This window comes from Micromonospora sp. MP36, from assembly GCF_008119785.1.
Classification (GTDB): Bacteria; Actinomycetota; Actinomycetes; order Mycobacteriales; family Micromonosporaceae; genus Micromonospora.
On record NZ_VSFA01000060.1, the window covers coordinates 22,612 to 43,752 of the forward strand.

A 21,141-nucleotide genomic window follows, 5' to 3' on the forward strand; every position below is an offset into this window, starting at 1 on the left:
TGTATACATAAGGGTCTATCTACTGCGGGTGCGAATCCTTGACCTTCCGCCCGGGTCCGATCTATTGATATCTATCTCCCACCACCACTTCCCACCCCCAGGAGTGCGACGTGCGGAGATTCCGTCTTGCCACCCTCGCCCTGACCCTGGCCTCGGCGTTCGGTGTCACGCTGACTCTGGCCACCCCCGCCCAGGCCGCCGCCACCGACCGGTACGTCGCGCTCGGCGACTCGTACGCCTCCGGCGTCGGCGCCGACAGCTACACGTCCGAAAGCGGGTCCTGCCTGCGCAGCACCAACGCCTATCCCGCGCTCTACAACACCAACATCAGGCCGGCCGCGTACCGCTCGGTGGCCTGCTCGGGCGCGACCACGACGGACGTCATCAACAGCCAGCTCTCGGCGCTGTCGTCGACCACCACGCTGGTCAGCATCACCGTCGGCGGCAACGACGTCGGCTTCGCCAACATCATGACCACCTGTGTCCTGCAGGGGGAGAGCCAGTGCGTGGCGGCCGTGCAGGCGGCCGAGGACAAGGCCCGGACCGAGCTGCCCGGCAAGCTCGCCAACGTCTACAACGGCATCAAGAGCCGGGCGCCCTCGGCCCGCGTGGTGGTCGTCGGCTACCCGGTCTTCTATCAGCTCGGCACCGTCTGCATCGGGCTCAGCGCGACCTCCCGGGCGAAGATCAACGAGGGCATCAACCTGCTCGACGACATCACCAGGACGGCGGCGACCTTGGCCGGCTTCAAGTTCGCCGACGTCCGGTCGATCTTCGTCGGCCACCAGCTCTGCAGCTACGGCGAGAAGTGGCTGCACGCGTTGAACTACCTCAACCTGACCGTCTCCTACCACCCCACCGCCGCGGGGCAGTCCGGCGGCTACTACCCGGTCTTCCGCTCCGTCGCGGGCTGACCGTCCAGGGCCGCGCCGATCCTGATCCCGAGGATCGGCGCGGGCTCGCCACGTCCGGCTGCCGGACCACGGGTGCTGCGGGAACGCGGCGACCCGCGGCACCGTCCGCACCGGCACCATCAACCGGGCCGCCGACCAGCGGGGGCCCGCCGGCTGAGCTGACCGGTCCCGACGGCGGGCCGGGGCGCGCGGTGCCGCCCCGGGTCCGCCGCTGTCGGGTCAGGCCGGCAGCACCTTCTCGATCGCGGCCCGCAGTTCGGGGGAGTCCGGGGTGACCTGCGGGGCGAACCGGGCGGCCACCGTGCCGTCCGGGGCGACCAGGAACTTCTCGAAGTTCCACCGCACGTCGCCGGTGTGCCCCTCGGCGTCCGGGGTGGACACCAGCGCGGCGTAGAGCGGGTGCCGGTCCGGCCCGTTGACGTCGACCTTCTCCGTCAGCGGGAAGGTCACGCCGTAGTTGACCTGGCAGAACTCCTCGATCTCCGCGGCCGTGCCGGGCTCCTGGCCGGCGAACTGGTTGCAGGGCACGCCGAGCACGGTCAGGCCCCGGTCGGCGTACTCGTCGGCGAGGGCCTGGAGGCCGGCGTACTGCGGGGTGAGGCCGCACCGCGAGGCCACGTTGACCACCAGCAGCGCGCGGCCGCGATACCGCGCGAGGTCGGCGGAGCCGCCGGTGAGGGCGTCGATCTGCACGTCGAAAACCGTCATGGGGCGAGGCTACGCGCCCGCGCGGGCCGGTCGGCGCGGGCACGGCAAATCGATGCATCTACATCTTGACGAAGTGTTGGCGCGTGAGTAGCGTCTCAGCATCAATCTGGAAAGTTTCCTAACTGTTTAGGGAGACGCCGTATGGAGAGATCGCTCCGCCGGGCCCTCTGGGCCACCGGTGCCGTGGTCGCGCTGGCGGTCGCGGCGGTACCGATGGCGACCGCGTCCGCCGCGGGCAGCGTGACCGCCACCTTCGCCAAGGTGCAGGACTGGGGGACCGGTCACGAGACGAAGGTGACCGTCACCAACGGCACCAGTGCCAGCGTGGACACCTGGCGCATCGAGTTCGACCTGCCCGCGGGCACCACGATCAGCACGTTCTGGGACGCCGACGTCACCAGCAGCGGCAACCACTACGTGGCGGTGAAGAAGAGCTGGGCCGGCCCGCTCGCCCCGGGTGCCAGCTTCAGCTGGGGCTACAACGGCACCGGGGTGTACAAAGCCCCGCTGAACTGCACCGTCAACGGCGCCTCCTGCTCCGGTGGCACCCCGCCGCCCACCACGACCCCGCCGACGACGACCCCGCCCACCACGGCTCCGCCGACCACGCCGCCGCCGACCACCCCACCGCCCACGACGCCGCCGCCGACCGGAGGCAAGAAGGTGGTCGGCTACTTCGCCGAGTGGGGCGTCTACGCCCGCAACTACCACGTCAAGAACGTCCACACCAGCGGGTCCGCGGCCAAGCTCACCCACATCCTGTACGCCTTCGGCAACACCAGCGGCGGCCGGTGCAGCATCGGTGACAGCTACGCCGACTACGACAAGGCGTACACCGCCGCGGACAGTGTCGACGGCGTGGCGGACACCTGGGACCAGCCGCTGCGCGGCAACTTCAACCAGCTCCGCAAGCTCAAGCGGATGTACCCGAACCTCAAGGTGCTCTGGTCCTTCGGCGGCTGGACCTGGTCGGCCGGCTTCACCCAGGCCGCGCAGAACCCGGCCGCGTTCGCCGACTCCTGCTACGCCCTGGTGAAAGACCCGCGCTGGCCGGACGTCTTCGACGGCATCGACATCGACTGGGAGTACCCGAACGCCTGCGGTCTCCAGTGCGACAGCAGCGGCCCGAACGCCTTCAAGAACGTGGTGAGCGCCCTGCGCGGCAAGTTCGGCTCCAGCTTCCTGATCACCGCGGCGATCACCGCCGATGGCAGCAACGGCGGCAAGATCGACGCGGCCGACTACGCGGGTGCCGCGCCGTACCTCAACTGGATCATGCCGATGACGTACGACTACTTCGGCGCCTGGGCGGCCCAGGGCCCGACCGCGCCGCACTCGCCGCTCACCTCGTACACCGGCATCCCGCAGCAGGGCTTCTGGTCGGACGCGGCGATCCAGAAGCTCAAGGGCAAGGGCATCCCGTCCGACAAGCTGCTGCTCGGCATCGGCTTCTACGGGCGTGGCTGGACCGGGGTCACCCAGTCCGCCCCCGGCGGCACCGCCACCGGCCCGGCGCCCGGCACCTATGAGCAGGGCATCGAGGACTACAAGGTGCTCAAGAACAGCTGCCCGGCGACCGGCACCGTGGGTGGCACGGCGTACGCCAAGTGCGGCAGCAACTGGTGGAGCTACGACACCCCGGCCACCATCGGCGGCAAGATGACCTACGTGAAGAACCAGGGCCTCGGTGGCGCGTTCTTCTGGGAGCTCTCCGGTGACACCAGCAACGGCGAGCTGATCGGCGCCATCAAGGGCGGTCTCGGCTGAGCCGACGGCCGACGCGTCACCCACCCGGCGGGGAGGGGCCACACCGGTCCCTCCCCGTTCGGTTGCTCAGCCCAGTGGACCGCGCTCGCGGTGCTCCCGGGGCGAGAGCCCGTACGCGGACCGGAACGCCCGGCTGAAGTGTGCCCGGTCCCGGAAGCCCCAGCGGGCGGCCACCTGATGGACGGCTAGGTGGCGCAGGCGCGGGTCGGCCAGATCCCGGAAGCAGCCGGCCAACCGCTCGGTGCGGATCATGGCCCCGACGGTCGTGCCGGTGCCCTCGAAGAGCCGGTGCAGCGACCGCAGCGACATGTGGTGCGCCGCCGCCACGGTCGCCGGGGTGAGCGCCGGGTCGGACAGATGCCGCCGGACGAACACCTCGACCCGGGCTCGCAGGCCGGTCTCCTGGACCTCGACGGGCAGCTCCCGCTCGACGTCGAGCCGGCCGGCCAGGGTGCCCGAGATCAGGTCCAGGGCGATCCGGCCCAGCTGGGGCGCGTCGTCCGCCGCGTACTCCTCCGGCTGCGCCACGATCCGCCGCAGGAAGGCGGCGAGCAGCGCGCCCATCCCGCGGTCGGCCGGGATGTCGGCGGCGAGCAGCGCCTCCACCCGGCGTGCGGACAGCGGTAGCGCTTGGTACGGCAGCAGGACGGTCAGCGTCTCCACGGGTGCGGCCGTCGCCGGGTCCAGCGCATGCTGGGACCCGTGCGGGCGGAGGGTGTCGATGAGGGTGAAGCCGGCCGGGCCGAGCGGCCCTGCCCGACGCTGCTGCCACACCACGCCGTGCCCGGAGAGAGGCAGGGCGAGATGGAAGAGCTCCGGGTCCGAGCTGCGGATCATCCCTGGCATACGGGACAGCTCCAGCGGCGGATAGCGCCACCTCCCGAGCCTTACCACGCCGAGGTCGACCGCCCGGGCCGAGGCGGTGAAGTTGTCGACGTACGCGCTGCTGATCCTGGCCGCCACCGACTCGCGGGCAACCAGGTCCAGCCAGAAGTCGAACCGCTCCGCCGGGGGCAACCACGCGGTGTCGACCGACGCCACGGCGAGGATGACCATCACCTCCTGGGCGCGCGGCCCGGCGCCGTGCCGTGCCGTGGATCTAACCGTGCCGTGGATCTAACCAGCCGCCCGGACCGGCTGCACACCGCGTGCCGGCCTGGCCGCAGGGGCCGGCGCAGGCGAGGATGGGGGACGCCGCCGCGCCGGTCCGGTTCCACATCCCGCCGGCTGCCGGCGGTGCGCCACGAACACGACGGGCACGGCAGGTAGGAATGCCGATGTGACAGACTCGCCGCTCGGCATGTCTCGATGCCCGCGCCGATGGGAGGGACCGATGGGCCTGACGCACCCGAGGGTGGCGACCGGGGTGGTGCTGCTCGCGCTCCTGCCGCTGAGCCTGGCCGGCTGCGGTCTCGGCGGGGACGACGAGGCCCGGGACGCCCCCGACGGCGGGGCGCAGCGGGCACCGGCCGAGGAGGCGGCGGCCAAGAGCCGCGAGCGGGTCCAGGCGTACCTCGACGCGATGGCCGGCAAGGACGTCGACGCGGGCCGCAGCCAGTTCTGCGCCCCCGTGCAGGCCGCCTTCGACGCCGCCGCCACCGGCCCCAACGGCGACTTCGCCGACCACTTCACGGTGCCCCAGGCCACCATCACCGATGTCCGGTCCGGCCCGAACGGCCAGGAGGTCAGCACCTCCGTCACCGTCGCCGTCGGCTCGCGCAAGGCCACCCGGCCGCTGCTGTTCACGGTTACCCGCAGCGGCGCGGACTGGTGCATCTCGAGCGAGGCGCCCGGCGGCCACACCCCCGAACCGTCGATCACCCCCTGACCCGTCCAGCCGGGCTGACCTGCGGTCGGCCGGGGTGTGGCGCTGATCTCCCAACTGCCGGAACCGTCCCCCTCGCCGGCGGGTCGCCCCGGCGGTCGCCGTACGCTTTCTGTCATGCGCCATGAGTGGCACCAGTTGACCCACCCCGCGGTGGGTAGCCCGGGACTCCAGACCAGTCGCCCGACCGCCGACTCCGCGGAGGACGCGGCCCTCGGCCTGGACCGCTGGCGGGAGCTTCCCCGCGCGCAGACTCCGCCGTGGCCGGACCCGGCCCAGGTCGCCGAGGTCTGCAAGGTGCTCGACACGGTGCCCTCGGTGGTCGCGCCGTACGAGGTCGACCAGCTCCGGCAGCGCCTCGCGCTGGTCTGCGAGGGCAAGGCGTTCCTGCTCCAGGGCGGCGACTGCGCGGAGACCTTCGCCGACAACACCGAGAGCCATCTGCTGGCTAACGCCCGCACCCTGCTCCAGATGGCGATCGTGCTGACGTACGGCGCGTCGCTGCCGGTGGTCAAGGTGGCCCGGGTCGCCGGGCAGTACACCAAGCCCCGGTCGCTGCCGACGGACGCCCGGGGCCTGCCGGCTTACCGCGGGGACATGATCAACTCGCTGGAGGCCACGCCGGAGGCGCGGGTCGCTGATCCGCAGCGCATGATCCGGGCGTACGCCAACTCGGCCGCCGCGATGAACATGCTCCGGGCGTACCTGGCCGGCGGGCTCGCCGACCTGCACGCGGTGCACGACTGGAACAAGGACTTCGTCAAGCAGTCGCCGGCCGGCGAGCGCTACGAGGCGATCGCCCGCGAGATCGACCGGGCGCTGGCCTTCATCCGGGCCTGCGGGATGACCGACGACGAGGCACTGCGCACGGTCACCCTCTACTGCTCCCACGAGGCCCTGGCGCTGGAGTACGACCGGGCGCTCACCCGGATCTCCGGCAGCCGGGCGTACGGCCTGTCCGGGCACTTCCTCTGGGTCGGCGAGCGGACCCGGCAGCTCGACGGGGCGCACCTCGACTTCATCTCCCGGATCGCCAACCCGATCGGCGTCAAGCTCGGCCCGACCACCACGCCGGACGAGGCCATCGAGCTCTGCGAGAAGCTCAACCCGGACAACATCCCTGGCCGGCTCACTCTGATCAGCCGGATGGGCAACCACCGGGTCCGGGACGCCCTGCCGCCGATCGTCGCCAAGGTCACCGCGGCCGGCGCCAAGGTGGTCTGGCAGTGCGACCCGATGCACGGCAACACCCACGAGTCCTCGAACGGCTACAAGACCCGGCATTTCGACCGGATCGTCGACGAGGTGCTCGGCTACTTCGAGGTGCACCGCGGCCTGGACACCCACCCGGGCGGCCTGCACGTCGAGCTGACCGGCGAGGATGTCACCGAGTGCCTCGGCGGCGCTCAGGGCATCGAGGACCTCGACCTGCCCGATCGGTACGAGACCGCCTGCGACCCGCGACTGAACACCCAGCAGTCGCTGGAGCTGGCCTTCCTGGTGGCGGAGATGCTCCGTGGCTGACGCGAGGAGTGAGCCGGGTTTGCGAGCCCCGCAGTCGGCAGCCGAAAGAATGACCGTGGCTGACGCGAGGAGTGAGCTTACGAGCCCCGCAGCCCGGCAGCCGAAAGGATCACTGTGGCTGACTTCATTGATCTTCGTTCCGACACGGTGACCCGGCCCACCGCCGGGATGCGGGAGGCGATGGCCTCCGCCGAGGTCGGCGATGACGTGTACGGCGAGGACCCCACCGTCACCGCGCTGGAGGCCGAGGTCGCCGCCCGCTTCGGGCACGAGGCGGCGCTGTTCGCCCCGAGCGGCTCGATGGCCAACCAGATCGCGCTCCAGCTCGTCGTGCCGCCCGGCGAGGAGCTGCTCTGCGACGCCGACGCGCACGTCGTCACGTACGAGATCGGCGCGGCGGCTGCGTACGGCGGAATCTCCTCGCGGACCTGGCCGGCGGTCGGCGCGGAGATCGACCCGGACGTGGTGGCCGGGATGGTCCGGCCCGACGGTTACTTCGCGGTGCCGACCCGGGCGATCGCCGTCGAGCAGACCCACAACCGGGGCGGCGGCGGAGTGATCCCGCTCGCCACCCTGCGCGAGCTGCGCCGGGTCGCCGACGACCACGGGCTCGCCCTGCACTGCGACGGCGCGCGGATCTGGCACGCGCACGTCGCCGACCAGGTGCCGCTGGCGGATTACGGCGCCCTTTTCGACACCATGTCGGTCTGCCTCTCCAAGGGCCTCGGCGCGCCGGTCGGCTCGCTGGTGCTGGGCAGCGCCGAGAAGATCGAACGGGCCCGGTGGATCCGCAAGCGGATGGGCGGCGGCATGCGGCAGGTCGGGATCCTGGCCGCCGCCGGCCGGTACGCTCTGGCCCACCACGTCGAGCGGCTCGCCGAGGACCACGCCAAGGCGGCGCGGCTGGCCGAGGCCATCGCCCCCTACGGCGTGCTCGCCATGCCGGTGCGGACCAACATCGTCCCGCTCGACCTGACCAAGCACCCGCTCGACGCGAAGGCCCTCGCGGCCGCCGCCCGGGCGGAGGGCGTGCTGGTCTCGGTGCTGGGCCCGCGTACCGCCCGCCTGGTCACCCACCTGGACGTCACCGACGCCGCCATCGACCGCGCCGCGGAGATCTTCACCCGCATCCTCCGCGCCTGACCGTCCCGCCTTGTTGATCAAGGAGTTTGCGTCGTCCGCCGGGCGTTTTCCGATGCAAACTTCTTGGTCAACGCCGGCCGGGGGTCGGCAGGGGCCGCGCGGGGGGTCAGGGGTGGAGGCGTTTGAGGGTGGCGATGTCGGCGGCGTGACCGACGTGCTTCTCCGTCGGGGTCTCCACCACCACCGGGATGCCCGCGGTGGCCGGGTGCCGCATCAGCTCGGCGAACGCCGGCTCACCGATGGTGCCCTTGCCGATGTTCTCGTGCCGGTCCCGGGTCGAGCCGCACAGGTCCTTCGAGTCGTTCGCGTGCACCAGCTTCAGCCGGTCCGCCCCGACGGCGACGACCAGGGCGTCCAGCGTGGCGGTCATCCCGCCATCGGCGGCCAGGTCGTGCCCCGCCGCCCAGGCATGGCAGGTGTCGAAGCAGACCCCCATCATCGGGTGGTGGTCCACCGCGTCCAGGTAGGGGCCCAGGTGCTCCACCCGGGAGGCCAACGACCGGCCGCCCCCGGCGCTCGGCTCCACCAGCAGCATCGGCCCGCCACTGGTCGCCGCCCCGTCCAGCAGCGGCAGCAGGGCTTCGCGTACCTGGCGCATCGCCGCCTCGGCGTGCCCTGCGTCCACGGCGCTGCCGGCGTGGAACACCACACCCTCGGCGCCGATCGCCCGGCCCCGGCGCAGCGCGTGCGCCAGGGTCTGCGCCGACCGTTCGACCGTGGCCGGGGTGGGGGAGCCCAGGTTGACCAGCAGTGACGCGTGGATGAAGACCGGGACGCCCCGTTCGCCGCAGCCGTCCCGGAACAGCGCGTCCTGCGCCGGGTCGCCGGCCGGCAGGGCCCAGCCCCGAGAGTTGGAGACGTAGACCTGCACCACCTCGGCGGCGGCCGCGTCGACGTACGGCAGCGCCGCCCTCGCCAGCCCGCCTGAGGTGGGGGTGTGCGAGCCGACCCGCCGCCGCACGCTCACCGGACCATCCTTCGTTCGCGACTGCGGGGCTCGCCGGCCCGGCTCACTCCGCGCGCTCACAGGCACGTCACCGTGACGGTGGTGCCCGGCGGCACCGGTGTGTTCTCTGGCGGGTTCTGGAAGCGGGCCACGCCGTTGGGGTTGAGCTGGAGGTTGGCCGGGAAGCCCTGGCTCTCCAGCACCTGCTTCGCCTGCTGGCAGGGCAGGTCGATCACCCGGGGCACGGGCACCTGCGGCGGCCCCTTGCTGATCTCCAGCTTGACCTGGGCGCCCTTCTCCACCCCGGTGCCGTCGGCCGGGCTCTGGCCGAGGATTTCGTCCTTCGGCTTGTCCGAGTCCTTGTACGACTCCACCGGGGTCAGCCCGAGCTGGGCGAGGATGCCCCGGGCGTCGTTGAGGTTCTTGCCCACCAGGTTCGGCACGCTGACCGGGGCACGGCCCTTGCTCAGCATCACCGTCACCTTCGTGCCCGGCTTGACCACCGTGCCCACCTTCGGGTCGGTGGCGACCACCACCCCGGCGGGCAGTTCGTCGTCGTACCGGGCGGAGCCCTTGACCACCACCAGCTTGGCGTCGGTCAGCTCGGCCTGGGCCAGCTCGAAGTCCTTGCCCACCACGTCCGGCACCGGCAACTGCTCCGGACCGAGCGACAGGGTCAGCGTGATCGTGCCGCCCTTGAGGATCCGGGCCGCGGAGGCCGGGTTCTGCCCCAGCACGCTGTCCTTCGGCACCTTCTCGTCATAGCGGGGATCGGCGTACTTCACGGTGAAGCCGCCCCGGGTGGCCTGCGCCTCCGCGTCGGCCTTGGTGAGGCTCACCAGCTGTGGGGCGACCGTGTAGCGCCCCACACCGAACCACCAGCCGCCGACCGCGGCCACCAGGCCGAGCACCACGGCCGCCGCGGCGACCGCCAGCCGGCCCCGGGGCGAGCCCATCACCCGGGTACGCAGCTCGGTCAGCCGACCGCCCAGGTCGCCGCCCTCGGCGGCGGCCCGGCGGCGGTGCGGGCGCTGCCCGCCGCCCTCGGGCAGCCGGGCCCAGGCGGGACGCTCGGCCGGGCGGACCGCCGCCACCACCATGGTCGGCTGGGCCATCGGGCTGTTCCCGTCGGACAGCTGCCGCAGCACCGTGGTGTGCGAGTCGGCGTTGCCCAGGTCGTCCCGGGCCACCTGCACCTCGGCCAGCAGCGCGCCGGCGTCGGTGGGGCGGGCGCCCGGATCGCGCCGGGTGGCCCGGCCGACCAGGTCGTCGAGGACCTTCGGCAGGCTCGGGACCAGGGTCGACGGGGGCGGCACGTCCCGGTCGACGTGCTGCCAGGCGACGTCCACCGGGCGGTCGCCGTCGTACGGCACCCGGCCGGTGAGCATCTCGAACAGCACGATGCCGGCGGAGTAGACGTCGGTGCGCGGATCCGCGTGGCCCTCGGTGACCAGCTCCGGCGCCACGTACGCCACGGTGGCCATGAGCTGGTTGCCGTTCTCCTCGGCGCTCGCCTCGACCGCGCGGGCCAGCCCGAAGTCGGCCACCTTGACCACGCTGTCCACCAGGTTGGCGGTGCCGCCGGTGGGCGCCTCGGCGACCAGCACGTTCTCCGGTTTGACGTCGCGGTGCACCAGGCCGGCGCGGTGCGCGGCGGCGATCGCCGCGAGCATCTGCTCGGCGATCGCCAGGGCCTCGTCGGGGTTGAGCCGGCGCCGTTCGGCGAGGACGTCGCGCAGGGTGCGGCCCCGGACGTACTCCATCACCAGGTAGGGGAGGCCGGCGTGGGTGCCCTGGTCGTAGACCGCCACCACGTTCGGGTGGGTCAGCCGGGCGATGGTCTTCGCCTCGTCGGTGAATCGCTCCACGAAGCCGGCCATCCGGGCCCGGGCCTCGGGGGCCTGGGTCGGGTGAATGATCTTGACCGCCACGGTGCGCTCCAGGCGCTCGTCGGTGGCGGTGTACACGGTCGCCATGCCGCCACGGGCCACGCGACCGCGAATGCGGTAGCGCCCGTCGATCAGCGAGCCCAGCAACGTGTCGGCGACCTGTGTGTCCATCGGCAGGCAGTCTATGTGTCGGGAGGGTGAAGGTTGAACAGGATGCTACAGCCGGGGGCCGACAACGCTCCCGCCACGCGCGTCCGGGCTGGTCGTGCGGCATCCGGAGGTGCCCGACGGGGTGCCGCCGGCCCGGGCCGTCCCGGCCCGTGGCAGGGTGGTCGGGTGACCGAATCCGTACCCGCTGCCACCGGCGCCGACCTGCCCGGACCGGCCGACCCGGCCGCCTGGCTGACCCTGCCGGACGTGGCCGAGCGTCTCGACCTGTCGATCAGCAAGGTGCACCAGATGATCCGCGACCGGGAGCTGATCGCGGTACGCCGCGACGGCGTCCGCCGCGTACCGGCCGACCTGGTGGCCAACCGCACCGTGCTCAAGCACCTGCCCGGCGTGCTCAACCTGCTCGCTGACGCGGGGTACGACGACGAGGAGGCGCTGCGCTGGCTCTACGAGGAGGACCCCACCCTCCCCGGCACGCCGGCCGCCGCCCTCGGCGGCGACCAGGCCCGGGAGGTCAAACGCCGCGCCCAAGCCCTCGGCTTCTAACCCACCCACCCCCACCCGGCTCCCACCCCCCGGCGCTGCCCGATGATCATGAGGTTGGCGGCAGTTTCCGCGATCAACTCCGCCGTCAACCTCATGATCAACAGCGGAGGGTGGGGGCGCGGTGGGTGGGTCAGTCGGTGCGGCGGGTGGCGGCGATGGCCAGGTCGACCAGGGCCTGCCGGGCCTCGGTGTCCAGGTCGACCGTGGTGAGGGCGGCCAGCGCGCTCTCGGTCAGCGCGGCGATCCGCCCCTCGGTACGCTCCAGCGCCCCGCTCGCCGTGATCAGCTCACGCAGCCGGGTCACCCCGGTGGCGTCCAGCCCCGGGTCGCCGAGCCCGCCGAGCAGCAGCTCCCGGCCGGCGTCGTCGACCGCCTCCAGGGCCGCCGCCACCAGGTACGTCCGCTTGCCCTCGCGCAGGTCGTCGCCGGCCGGCTTGCCGGTGCGCTCCGGGTCCCCGAAGACCCCCAGCACGTCGTCGCGCAGCTGGAACGCCTCGCCCAGCGGCAGCCCGTACGCCGAGTACGCCGCGTGCACCTCGGCCGGGGCGTCGGCCAGCGCGGCGCCCAGCAGCAGCGGCCGCTCGACCGTGTACTTCGCCGACTTGTAGCGGGCCACCTTGCCCGCCCGCTCCCGCGAGGTGTCGCCGGTGGCCTGGGTCAGCACGTCGAGATACTGCCCGACGGTCACCTCGGTGCGCATCTCGTCGAAGACCGGCCGGGCCCGGGCCACCGTGCGCGGCTCGAGGCCTGCGGAGTGCAGCAGCTCGTCCGACCAGACCAGGCAGAGGTCGCCCAGCAGGATCGCGGCGGCGTCCCCGAAGCCGTCCGGGTCGCCGCTCCAGCCAGCCGCCCGGTGCCGGGCCGCGAACCGCCGGTGCACGGCCGGCTCCCCGCGGCGGGTGTCGGAGCGGTCCATCAGGTCGTCGTGGATCAGGGCGCTGGCCTGCACGAACTCCAGCGCGGCCAGGGCGGCCACCACCTGGTCGGAGTCGAGCCCGCCAGCGCCCCGGTAGCCCCAGTACGCGAAGGCCGGGCGCAGCCGCTTCCCGCCTCCCAGCACGAACGCCTCGATCGCCTCGGCAACCGGCACCAGGCCGTCGTCGACGGCGGTCAGCCAGCCGCGCTGGCCGGCGAGGAACTCGGTGAGGGCCTTGTCGATCCGCTGACGCAGGCCGGCGCGGTCGACGGGGGATACGGGAGCAGCGTGAGTCACGCCAGAACGCTAGCCGGTCCCCGGCGGTCGCGTCGTGCCGCCATGGCGAGGTTTCGACGGTGGTCGACGGGACCCCGCCGCGCCGGGCCCGCCCGCCGCCCCAACCGGCAGGTAGGGCCGGGCCGCCGCGAACAGGCTCGCGTACCGGCCGGCCGCCGGCTCATCGCGGTGCACGGCCAGCCGGCGGCGTACCTCGGTGAGCTGGCCGACCGCCCGCGGTGAACCGGACCGGACGGCGTCGAGCAGCGCCTCGCCGGCCACCGCGCAGGCCCCCGCCACCTCGCCGAGCTGGAGGTATCCCCGGGCCAGCCAGCCGCCGTAGACCGCGGCGCGGCGCGGCCGGTCCCGCCCCCGCGCCACCGGCCCGAGCAGCGGCACGGCCGGCCCCGGCCGACCCAGCGCCACCAGGGTGCGGCCGGTCAACGCGGCCAGCTCGGCCTCGTCGAGCCAGTACAGCCACGGTGGCTCCCGGCCCGGTTCGGGCCCGCCGGTCCGCTCGGCGGCATCGAGGGCCGGCCGGGCGGCGCGCGACCGGCCGGCCAGCGCGGCGGCGAACGCCACCCGGTGCAGCAGCAGCGCCCGCAGCCCGGGGGAGGCGGCGTCGCGGGCGCCGGAATAGCCGATCCGGGCCAGCGTCAGCGCGCCCACCGGGTCCCCGGCCCCGGCCAGCAGGTGGCTGGCCGACCCGAGGACGTGCCCGGCGAGCGCCGGGTCGCCGGCGGCCAGCGCCAGCCGGTAGGCGTCCAGGCCGCCGGTCAGGTCCCCGGCATCGGCCGCGAGCCAGCCGGCGAGCTGGGCCGACTCGGCCAGCACGGGCAGCAGCCGGCGGCGGCCGGCCGGCCCGGCGACGGTGAGCGCCCGGGCCGCGCGGCGCAGCCGGTGGGCGCCGTGGCCGGTCAGGTCGGCCCCGCCCAGCAGGTCGTCCCAGCGCCGCAGCTCGGCCAGGTCGCCGCCGCCGGCCGCCACCGGCCCGCCCGACATTGGGTCCGCCGGCCCGCCGGTCACCGGGTCCGCCGGCCCGGCCGGCACCGGGACCGGCCCAGTCTCCCGGCCCGGGCCCGCCGCCCCGCCGGACGGCTCGGTCAGGGCGGGGCCGGCGAGCGGACCGCCCAACGACACCCTGGACGGGTCGGCCGACCAGCGGTGCGCCAGGGTGAGCAGGGCCAGCCGGGCCCGGGAGCCGGCCCGGTCGACCGCCGCCGGCACGGCGCCGAGCCGACGGCTGCGCGCCGCGGCCTCGGCGAGCAGTTCGCCCGGCGCCCCGAGGACCACGGCCAGCCAACCCAGCCAGAAGTCGCCGGGCAGGCGGCGCTGCCGTTCCCACCGGGAGACCTCGTGCCGGGTCAGGGTCGGCACGCCGGCGGCGGCACAGAGCTCGGCGGCCATCCGCTGCTGGCTCCAGCCGCGCGCTGACCGCAGCTCGGCCAGGAGCGGCCCGAACAGGTGCGGACCGGGTGGCGGGATCGGGATCATCGGTCCTCCGGAGGGCGTCGGCGCGGATGGCGACGCGGACCGGCGGTGCCGGACCGGCGGGTCGCCGGGCGTGCTGACCCCCACGCGGGCCCCCGAGGCCGGCCACCGGCCGGCACCCACCGCGCTTGCCCCTTTCCTACTCCGTGGGTGCGACGCTTTGCCCGGCGCTGTTCGCGGGGTGGGAAGACCTGGGTACGACGGGACGTGCCGGTTACAGTCGGGACGTGGCGCTCGGTCTTCCCTCGGTCTTCCCGAACCCTCAGCCGGCCATCGGGGAGCTGATCCGCGACGGCCAGCCGACCTTCTCGTTCGAGTTCTTCCCGCCGAAGACCCCGCAGGGCGAGCGCCTGCTCTGGCAGGCCATCCGCGAGCTGGAGTCGCTGCGCCCGTCGTTCGTCTCGATCACCTACGGCGCGGGCGGCTCGACCCGGGACACCACCGTCGCGGTGACCGAGCGGATCGCCACCGAGACCACCCTGTTGCCGATGGCGCACCTGACCGCGGTGAACCACTCGGTCGCCGAGCTGCGGCACGTCATCGGCCGGCTGGCCTCCGTCGGCGTCCGCAACGTGCTGGCCGTGCGGGGCGACCCGCCGGGCAACCCCGGCGGCGAGTGGGTCCGGCACCCGGAGGGCGTGGAGTACGCCGAGGAGCTGGTCCGGCTGGTCCGCGACGCGGGCGACTTCAGCGTCGGGGTGGCGGCCTTCCCGTACAAGCACCCGCGCTCATCCGACGTGGCCAGCGACACGAAGTACTTCGTCCGCAAGTGCCGGGCGGGGGCCGAGTTCGCCATCACCCAGATGTTCTTCGACGCCGACGACTACCTGCGGCTGCGGGACCGGGTGGCGGCCGCCGGCTGCGACACCCCGATCCTGGCCGGCGTGATGCCGGTGACCCAGATGGGCACCATCGAGCGCTCCGTGCAGCTCTCCGGCGCGCCGTTCCCGCCGGCCCTGGCCGAGCGGTTCGCCCGGGTGGCCGACGATCCGGAGGCGGTCCGTCGGCTCGGCATCGAGCAGGCCAGCGAGATGTGCGCGAAGCTGCTGGACGAGGGCGTGCCGGGGATCCACTTCATCACCCTCAACCGGTCCACCGCCACCCGCGAGGTCTGGCAGCAGCTCCAGGCCGCGGCACGGGTCTGACCGGCCGACCCACGTCAGCCGCCCCGCCCTTCTACGGTTGATCCCGTGGCGGGCACGCAGCTGAACTGGGACCAGTACGCGACCGCGTGGGCGCGGCTGCACGGCGGCTTCGACCCCCGCGTCGCCGCGCCGGTGGTCCGCGCCTGGCTGCGGTTCGCCTACCACCTGGGATACGTCCTGGGCCGGCTGCGGGTCGGCCCGACCCCGGTGACCGTGGTCGGGGTGCTGCTCTGCGCCTGCGTACCGCTGCTGGTCGGGCGGCTGGGCGACGGGCCGTTCCTCGGCGCGCTGTTCGTGCTGCTCGCCGCGGTGGCGGACAGCGTCGACGGTGCCGTCGCGGTGACCACCAACCGCACCACCCGGCTCGGCTACGTCTACGACTCCGTCGCCGACCGGCTCGGTGAGGCCGCCTGGCTGACCGCGTTCTGGCTGCTCGGTGCGCCGGGCGCGCTGGTCGCCGCGGCCGGTGGCCTCTCCTGGCTGCACGAGTACGTCCGGGCCCGGGCGGTCGCCGCCGGGATGCGGGAGATCGGCGTGGTGACCGTGGGGGAGCGACCCACCCGGGTCTGCGTGGCCCTGGTCGGGCTGCTGGTCGCCGGGCTCACCGGGCTGATCGACGCCGACGTGGCTGCCGGCACCATCACCATGGCCGCCACGGTCTGGGTGCTGCTGGCCGGCTACGGCCTCGGGCAGCTCCTCGCCGCCGTCCGCCGCGCCCTCGTCGACGCCGGCTGACCGCCGCCCGGCCCCACTCGGTCCGCCGCCGGTCGCGCGCCGGGGATCGCCGATCTGGCGGTCTCGGCCCGTCCCGTTTCGCGCGAGATCGCCGATCCGGCGGTCTCCGCCCGCCGCGTTCCCGCCAGGTCGGCGAGGTGGGGGGAACGGCCCGCGAGATCGGCGAGGTGGCAGGAACGGCCCGTGAGATCGGCGAGGTGGCGGGAACGGCCCGCGAGATCGCCGAGGTGGCGGGAACGGCCTGCCCGGGCCGGCGAGCGGCGGGCTACCAGGCCGGGCCGATCTCGTCGGCGACGATCTGGGCCGACAGGGTGACCATCGGGAGGCCACCGCCGGGGTGGGTGGAGCCGCCGACCAGCCACAACCCGGCCGCCGGACCCCGGTTGGCCGGACGCAGCAGGCCACCCGCGGTGCCGTAGATCGACCCGCCCGGCGCGCTGGTCGTCGCGTCCAGGTCGGCCGGCGTACGGATCTCGCGGAACACCAGCCGGTCCCGGACGTCCACGCCCCGCTCGGCGAGCACGTCGAGGATCCGGTCGGCGTACGCCTCGGCCAGCCCCGGCCGCCGCCAGTCGACCGCACCCGCGGCGGTGCCGTGGCGGGCGGCGTTGACCAGCACGAACCACGCCTCGTGCCGATCCGGGCGGACGGTCGGGTCGTCGGCCACGGTGACGAAGACCGTCGGGTCGAGTGCCGGCCGGGCCCGGATCCCCCGCCCCGGGTCGCCGAAGACCGCGTCGAACTCGACGTCGTGGTCGCGGGGGAAGAAGACGGTGTGGTGCGCCAGCCCGGAGTCGCCGCGTACGCCGAGCAGCAGCACGAAGCCGGCCAGGCTGCGGTCGGTGAGCCCGGCCAGCCGGCGCGGGGTGGGCAGCAGGTCCCGGTAGAGGGTGAGCGCGTCCACGTTGGCCACCACCACGTCGGCGGGGACCGGGGCGGCCACCCCGGCGAGGCGTACCCCGTGCACCCGGCCGCCGGCCGCGTCGATCCGGGTGACCGCGGTCCCGGTCTGCACCACCACGCCCAGGTCCAGGCAGCGGGACAGCAGCGCGTCGGCGAGGCTGCCCAGCCCGCCCCGCAGGTACCAGCCGCCGTACGCCAGCTCGGCGTAGGGGACGGCGACCAGTGCGGCCGGGGCGCGGCGCGGGTCGGCGCCGGTGTAGGTGGCGTACCGGTCGAGCAGCATCCGCAGCCGCGGGTCGGACAGGTGGCGGCGGCCGAGCCCGCGCAGGCTGCGGCCGGGGGCGATCGCGGCGAGGTCGCCGAGCCGCCAGGCCAGCGCGGCCAGGTCCCGGGGAGAGTCGATGGCGCGGCGCAGGACGTCCCGGTGCGACGCCGCCCAGACCCGGGTGGCCCGCCGCCAGAGCCGCTGCCAGTCGGCGGCGGCCCGGTCCCCGAACGCCGCGCCGATCCGGGCGGCGAACTCGGCCGGGTCGGCGCAGGAGTCCAGGGTGCCGCCGTCGGGGAACACGTGCCGGACGATCGGGTCCAGCGGCACCAGGTCGAGATACTCGTCGAGCTTCGCGCCGGTCGCCTCGAACAGGTCGTGGAAGACCTGCGGCAGGGTGACCAGGCTCGGTCCGGTGTCGAAGCGGTACGACCCCTCGGGCGTGTCGTGGACGTGCCGGCCGAGCTTGCCGCCGACCGTGTCGGCGCGCTCGAAGACGGTGACCTCGTGCCCGGTGACCGCCAGCCGAGCGGCGGCGGCCAGCCCGCCGACCCCGGCGCCGATGACCACGATCCGCGCCATGCCGCGCCCCCCTAGCCGACCGGGCGACCCCGCCAGGTGAGCCGGCGTCGCTTCCGCAGATGGTACGACCGCAGGGTCAGCCAACCGAGGACCACGACCGACACGGGGTGTGTCAGCGCGTCGGGCCAGGCCCGCCCGCCGGTGGCCCGGGCGCTGAGCACCCGCCCGGCGACGCCCAGCAGGTAGGCCAGGAACGCGAGCCCGGCCACCGCCGGCGCGCCGGCCGTCAGCGCACCGACCGCGAGCAGCGGGGGCGCGGTCCAGAGCAGGAGCAGCAGCGCCACCACCAGCGCGGCGGTGGACGGGTGCCCGAACGAGGCCCAGAGCGACTTGGTGTAGCCGTCCCGCAGCTGCGGCCAGGTCTCGTACATCCGGCAGGTGGCCAGCCGGGAGCCGTCGGCCAGGGCGATCCGGCCGCCCGCGCGCTTCACCGCCCGGGCCAGCTCGATGTCCTCCAGGACCCGGCCGGCGACCGCGGCGTGCCCGCCGGCCCGCAGGTAGCCGGCCCGGTCCACCACCAGGAACTGCCCGCCCGCCGCGGCCAGCGACGGCCGCGGCGAGCGTTCCATCGCGCGCAGCGGCAGGAAGGTCAGCCACAACCACTGCAGCAGCGGCTGCACCAGGCGGTCGGCCGCCGTCCGCACCACGATCCGGGGGTACGGCGACAGCAGCGTCGCGCCCGCCGCGCGCAGTTCGGCCACCGCCGCCGCGACGGCGTACGGGGTGAGCACCACGTCCGCGTCGACGAAGGCCAGCACGGTCGGGGCCGGGCCGGTCCGGGTGGCGAGTTGCCAGCAGGCGTGCGGCTTGCCCAGCCAACCCCGCGGCGGGGCGGCCCCGGTGAGCAGGGTGAGCCGCGGGTCGTCGCCGGCCACCGCGCGGACCACGTCGGCGGTGCCGTCGGTGGAGCCGTCGTCGAGTACCACGATGCGCAGGTCGGGCACGCCGCGCTGGGCGAGCAGCGCGCGCAGGCACGGCCCCACCCGGTCGGCCTCGTCGCGCAGCGGCAGCAGCACCGCCACCACCTCGGTCACCTCGACCGGGCCGGCGGCGGGGCGGCGCAGCCAGCGGGTGGCGTTGACCCAGGTGTGCGCGGTGAGCGCGGCGACCGCGGCGACCAGGGCGAGGACGACACTCATGACGGCACTCCGCTTCGCTCCGTGCCGTCATGAGGCACCACGGCGCTGTGCTGATGATTCGCTCGCTGACGCTCGCTCATGCCGACACGTCGACGCCGGGGCGGGCGGCCGCGTCCACCTCCCGGCGGTCGGCGGCGGGGCGGCGGGCGCGGAGCAGCGTCACCGCCAGCGGCACGGCGGCCACCGCCATGCCGAGCGCACCCCAGGCCGCCGAGGCGGGCAGGCGGAGGAAGACCGCGTGCGCCAGCACGCTGGAGCCGTAGGTCCACAGGTAGAGCGCGAACATCGGCCCGTCCCGCCGGTCGGTGCGGTCGACGGCCGGCCCGGCGAGCGGGCGCAGCGCACTCGTCAGCAGCACCGCGAAGAGCAGCCAGCCGAGGTAGTTGCCGGCCGGGACGCCGGGCAGGCCGGGCAGGGCCGGGGTGGGGTCCCGCCAGACCCAGTAGCCCTCGGCCACCATCTGCGGGTCGAGGAAGAGGTCCCAGGCCGCCAGCCCGACCGCGGCCAGCGCAATCCGGCCGGGCCGGGACGCGGTGAGCCGGACCGCGGTGAGCCAGGCCGGCCAGGCCATCCAGGTCCAGGCCAGGGGGATGATCAGCGGCACCCCGGCCAGCTTCGGGCCCAGCTCGCCGGAGTAGTCGTAGCTGCCGAACGGGAAGCCCGTCGCCACCCCGAGCGCTTCCACGGCGAACCCGCCGCCGGTGGCCACCGCGACCAGCGCGACCGCGGTACGCGTACCCCGGGTGAGCAGCGCGTGCCCGACGGAGAGCAGGTACCCGAGTCCGACCGTGGCCACGGTCAGCCCGGCCCGGGTGGCGCCGGCGGTGAGCGGGTAGCCGATCTGGGCGAGGACCAGGCCGGCCAGCAGCGCCCAGGGCAGCCGGCTCCGGATCACGGCGCGGCGGGGGCGGGGCCGCCGCCAGGGGCCGGCGAGGCCAGCGGCAGGTCCCGGCCGAGCACGCCGAACGGTCGCTCGTCGCCGGGGAAGTGGAAGTTGCGCAGGATGTCGACGAAGCCGAACCGCCGGTACAGCCGCCAGGCCCGGGACTGCTGCTCGTCGGCCTCGGGCGTGGACAGCAGGGTGGTCGTCCCCTCCGCCATGGTGAGCAGGGCGCGCAGTTGGCCGGCGCCGAGGCCGTGCCCCTGCGCGGGCGGGCGGACGTGCAGTTCCACCACCTCGAAGCAGTGGGTCAGCCAGCGCTGCCGGGCCTCGGTGTCCAGCGCCCGGTGCACCTGGTCGTGCCACCACTGGCCGGCGGCGCCGAGGTAGCCGTACCCGAAGCCGGCCAGGTGCCCCTCGCGGGTGAGGCTGGCGACGGCGCGGAAGCCGGGGCGGCGGACGTGGGTGGCGATGTAGCCGCGCCGGGCCTCCAGCAGGTCGGCGCGGTAGCCCATCGCCTCGCCGTAGACGGCCACCACGTCGTCCAGCCGCCGGACCAGATCGTCCGGCGTCCACCGCACCAACCTCATGCGCGTCCTCTCGCCGTTTCCGGGTCGCCCTCGGCGGCCCACCCCAGCACCGCCCGGTCGCCGACCACGTCGCCCACCGCGAACCGGGCGAACAGCTCCTCCGCGTACCAGCCCTCGATCGGGGTACGCGTGATCGCGGCCCGGTGCTCGGGCTGACGGTACGCGAACGCGACCAGGTCCGCCGCGTCGCGCCACACACTCACCGTGCCCTGCCAGCCCAGCGGGGCCTCGCCGACGCCGAACCGGGCGAGCAGCCCGGGCGCGGCGTGCAGGGCGGCGGCGACCGGCGGGACCGCCCGCCAGAAGGTGACCGCCCGGCGGGCCCGCAGCCGGGCCCGGGTCAGCGCCAGCACCGGCCCGCTGACCGGGCCGCCGGACGGCTCGCCGAACGGCCGCCGGCCGGACCACGCGCCCCGGCTGGTCAGCGGGCGCAGCTCCAGCCGGACCGAGGAGCGGGCGATCCTGGCCCAGGACCGGCCGACCGGGGAGGCGTCGAAGCCGGCCGCCGCGGCCGGGGAGTCCCAGGCCACCAGCGCGGCCCACCGCGTCGGGTCGGCGTCGCCGGGGCCGAAGCCCGTGCCGGTCCCGGTGCCGAGCAGCTTGGCGAACCGGACGCCGGCGGCCCGGCGCAGCCGCGGCGGGTGGACGGCCATCCGGACCAGCGCGCCGGGCACCGCGGCCCGAGGGATCCGCCACACGTGCAGCGTGACGAGTTCGGGCGGGCTCACGCCACCGCTCCGCTTCGCGCCGCGCCGTGGGCCGTCGCGCTGCGGAGCTTGATGGTTC

At 74.6% G+C, this 21,141-nt stretch carries 19 protein-coding genes; 8 read left to right on the forward strand and 11 right to left on the reverse strand.

What is annotated here, in order from left to right; all coding sequences use genetic code 11:
- Positions 1-110: 110 nt before the first annotated feature.
- Positions 111-914 (forward strand): SGNH/GDSL hydrolase family protein, encoded by an 804-nt coding sequence (locus tag FXF52_RS28225; protein ID WP_148801370.1) that lies wholly within the window; start codon positions 111-113, stop codon positions 912-914.
- A 219-nt stretch (positions 915-1,133) separates the two neighbouring features.
- Here FXF52_RS28225 and FXF52_RS28230 read toward each other — a convergent pair whose 3' ends face one another.
- On the reverse strand, positions 1,134-1,622 hold the full coding sequence (locus tag FXF52_RS28230) for a glutathione peroxidase (RefSeq protein WP_148801371.1): 489 nt from the start codon (positions 1,620-1,622) through the stop codon (positions 1,134-1,136).
- Positions 1,623-1,763: 141 nt separating this feature from the next.
- On the opposite strand from FXF52_RS28230, the gene FXF52_RS28235 reads away from it, so the two are divergent.
- The gene (locus FXF52_RS28235) at positions 1,764-3,389 is read left to right on the forward strand and encodes a glycosyl hydrolase family 18 protein (RefSeq protein WP_148801372.1); all 1,626 of its coding nucleotides are present in this window, start codon (positions 1,764-1,766) and stop codon (positions 3,387-3,389) included.
- Between the two features lie 66 nt (positions 3,390-3,455).
- Here FXF52_RS28235 and FXF52_RS28240 read toward each other — a convergent pair whose 3' ends face one another.
- Entirely contained in the window at positions 3,456-4,445 is a 990-nt protein-coding gene (locus FXF52_RS28240) for a helix-turn-helix domain-containing protein (protein WP_148801373.1), read from the reverse strand.
- A gap of 277 nt (positions 4,446-4,722) precedes the next feature.
- Here FXF52_RS28240 and FXF52_RS28245 point away from each other — a divergent pair, with 277 nt between their 5' ends.
- The 3 genes from FXF52_RS28245 to FXF52_RS28255 all read left to right on the forward strand — a co-directional run bounded on the left by FXF52_RS28245 (position 4,723) and on the right by FXF52_RS28255 (position 7,881).
- Complete coding sequence (locus FXF52_RS28245; protein ID WP_148801374.1) at positions 4,723-5,217, forward strand: hypothetical protein; 495 nt, start codon at positions 4,723-4,725, stop codon at positions 5,215-5,217.
- Between the two features lie 114 nt (positions 5,218-5,331).
- Positions 5,332-6,738 carry a class II 3-deoxy-7-phosphoheptulonate synthase gene (locus tag FXF52_RS28250; RefSeq protein WP_148801375.1) on the forward strand — a complete coding sequence of 469 codons (1,407 nt, stop codon included), beginning with the start codon at positions 5,332-5,334 and terminating at the stop codon, positions 6,736-6,738.
- Between the two features lie 114 nt (positions 6,739-6,852).
- The gene (locus FXF52_RS28255; protein ID WP_148801376.1) at positions 6,853-7,881 is read left to right on the forward strand and encodes a low specificity L-threonine aldolase; all 1,029 of its coding nucleotides are present in this window, start codon (positions 6,853-6,855) and stop codon (positions 7,879-7,881) included.
- A 106-nt stretch (positions 7,882-7,987) separates the two neighbouring features.
- On the opposite strand, the gene FXF52_RS28260 is transcribed toward FXF52_RS28255, so the two are convergent.
- A complete protein-coding gene (locus FXF52_RS28260) occupies positions 7,988-8,848 on the reverse strand; it encodes a deoxyribonuclease IV (protein WP_148801377.1) in 861 nt (286 codons plus the stop codon).
- Positions 8,849-8,904: 56 nt separating this feature from the next.
- Positions 8,905-10,887, reverse strand: coding sequence for a Stk1 family PASTA domain-containing Ser/Thr kinase (pknB, locus tag FXF52_RS28265; protein WP_148801378.1), 1,983 nt, complete (start codon positions 10,885-10,887; stop codon positions 8,905-8,907).
- A gap of 165 nt (positions 10,888-11,052) precedes the next feature.
- On the opposite strand from pknB, the gene FXF52_RS28270 reads away from it, so the two are divergent.
- Positions 11,053-11,433, forward strand: coding sequence for an Rv2175c family DNA-binding protein (locus FXF52_RS28270; protein WP_148801379.1), 381 nt, complete (start codon positions 11,053-11,055; stop codon positions 11,431-11,433).
- Between the two features lie 130 nt (positions 11,434-11,563).
- On the opposite strand, the gene FXF52_RS28275 is transcribed toward FXF52_RS28270, so the two are convergent.
- Both FXF52_RS28275 and FXF52_RS43905 read right to left on the reverse strand, forming a co-directional pair.
- On the reverse strand, positions 11,564-12,646 hold the full coding sequence (locus tag FXF52_RS28275) for a polyprenyl synthetase family protein (protein WP_148801380.1): 1,083 nt from the start codon (positions 12,644-12,646) through the stop codon (positions 11,564-11,566).
- Between the two features lie 9 nt (positions 12,647-12,655).
- Positions 12,656-14,119, reverse strand: a complete 1,464-nt coding sequence (locus FXF52_RS43905) for a helix-turn-helix transcriptional regulator (protein WP_148801381.1) — start codon at positions 14,117-14,119, stop codon at positions 12,656-12,658.
- 224 nt (positions 14,120-14,343) lie between these two features.
- Between FXF52_RS43905 and metF the strand changes: the two genes are divergently transcribed.
- Positions 14,344-15,261 carry a methylenetetrahydrofolate reductase [NAD(P)H] gene (metF, locus tag FXF52_RS28285; protein ID WP_148801382.1) on the forward strand — a complete coding sequence of 306 codons (918 nt, stop codon included), beginning with the start codon at positions 14,344-14,346 and terminating at the stop codon, positions 15,259-15,261.
- Between the two features lie 45 nt (positions 15,262-15,306).
- Positions 15,307-15,996 carry a CDP-alcohol phosphatidyltransferase family protein gene (locus FXF52_RS28290; protein WP_148801383.1) on the forward strand — a complete coding sequence of 230 codons (690 nt, stop codon included), beginning with the start codon at positions 15,307-15,309 and terminating at the stop codon, positions 15,994-15,996.
- 265 nt (positions 15,997-16,261) lie between these two features.
- Here the strand turns inward: FXF52_RS28290 and FXF52_RS28295 are convergent, their stop codons facing one another.
- From FXF52_RS28295 to FXF52_RS28315, 5 genes are all read right to left on the reverse strand, one after another.
- Positions 16,262-17,746 carry an NAD(P)/FAD-dependent oxidoreductase gene (locus FXF52_RS28295; protein ID WP_148801384.1) on the reverse strand — a complete coding sequence of 495 codons (1,485 nt, stop codon included), beginning with the start codon at positions 17,744-17,746 and terminating at the stop codon, positions 16,262-16,264.
- A gap of 11 nt (positions 17,747-17,757) precedes the next feature.
- Positions 17,758-18,885, reverse strand: a complete 1,128-nt coding sequence (locus FXF52_RS28300) for a glycosyltransferase family 2 protein (protein ID WP_148801385.1) — start codon at positions 18,883-18,885, stop codon at positions 17,758-17,760.
- Positions 18,886-18,961: 76 nt separating this feature from the next.
- Positions 18,962-19,777 carry a carotenoid biosynthesis protein gene (locus FXF52_RS28305; protein WP_370518031.1) on the reverse strand — a complete coding sequence of 272 codons (816 nt, stop codon included), beginning with the start codon at positions 19,775-19,777 and terminating at the stop codon, positions 18,962-18,964.
- Entirely contained in the window at positions 19,777-20,355 is a 579-nt protein-coding gene (locus FXF52_RS28310) for a GNAT family N-acetyltransferase (RefSeq protein WP_148801387.1), read from the reverse strand. The genes FXF52_RS28305 and FXF52_RS28310 overlap by 1 nt, the downstream gene beginning before the upstream one ends.
- On the reverse strand, positions 20,352-21,083 hold the full coding sequence (locus FXF52_RS28315) for a monooxygenase (protein ID WP_148801388.1): 732 nt from the start codon (positions 21,081-21,083) through the stop codon (positions 20,352-20,354). The genes FXF52_RS28310 and FXF52_RS28315 overlap by 4 nt, the downstream gene beginning before the upstream one ends.
- Positions 21,084-21,141: the final 58 nt, after the last annotated feature.

Excerpts from the sequence above, each read along its gene's own strand:
- FXF52_RS28235 (WP_148801372.1), top strand. The coding sequence starts at position 1,764 with ATGGAGAGATCGCTCCGCCGGGCCCTCTGGGCCACCGGTGCCGTGGTC.
- FXF52_RS28230 (WP_148801371.1), bottom strand. The coding sequence starts at position 1,622 with ATGACGGTTTTCGACGTGCAGATCGACGCCCTCACCGGCGGCTCCGCC.
- FXF52_RS28295 (WP_148801384.1), bottom strand. The coding sequence starts at position 17,746 with ATGGCGCGGATCGTGGTCATCGGCGCCGGGGTCGGCGGGCTGGCCGCC.
- FXF52_RS43905 (WP_148801381.1), bottom strand. The coding sequence starts at position 14,119 with ATGATCCCGATCCCGCCACCCGGTCCGCACCTGTTCGGGCCGCTCCTG.
- FXF52_RS28245 (WP_148801374.1), top strand. The coding sequence starts at position 4,723 with ATGGGCCTGACGCACCCGAGGGTGGCGACCGGGGTGGTGCTGCTCGCG.
- FXF52_RS28240 (WP_148801373.1), bottom strand. The coding sequence starts at position 4,445 with ATGGTCATCCTCGCCGTGGCGTCGGTCGACACCGCGTGGTTGCCCCCG.
- FXF52_RS28300 (WP_148801385.1), bottom strand. The coding sequence starts at position 18,885 with ATGAGTGTCGTCCTCGCCCTGGTCGCCGCGGTCGCCGCGCTCACCGCG.
- pknB (WP_148801378.1), bottom strand. The coding sequence starts at position 10,887 with ATGGACACACAGGTCGCCGACACGTTGCTGGGCTCGCTGATCGACGGG.
- FXF52_RS28250 (WP_148801375.1), top strand. The coding sequence starts at position 5,332 with ATGCGCCATGAGTGGCACCAGTTGACCCACCCCGCGGTGGGTAGCCCG.
- FXF52_RS28310 (WP_148801387.1), bottom strand. The coding sequence starts at position 20,355 with ATGAGGTTGGTGCGGTGGACGCCGGACGATCTGGTCCGGCGGCTGGAC.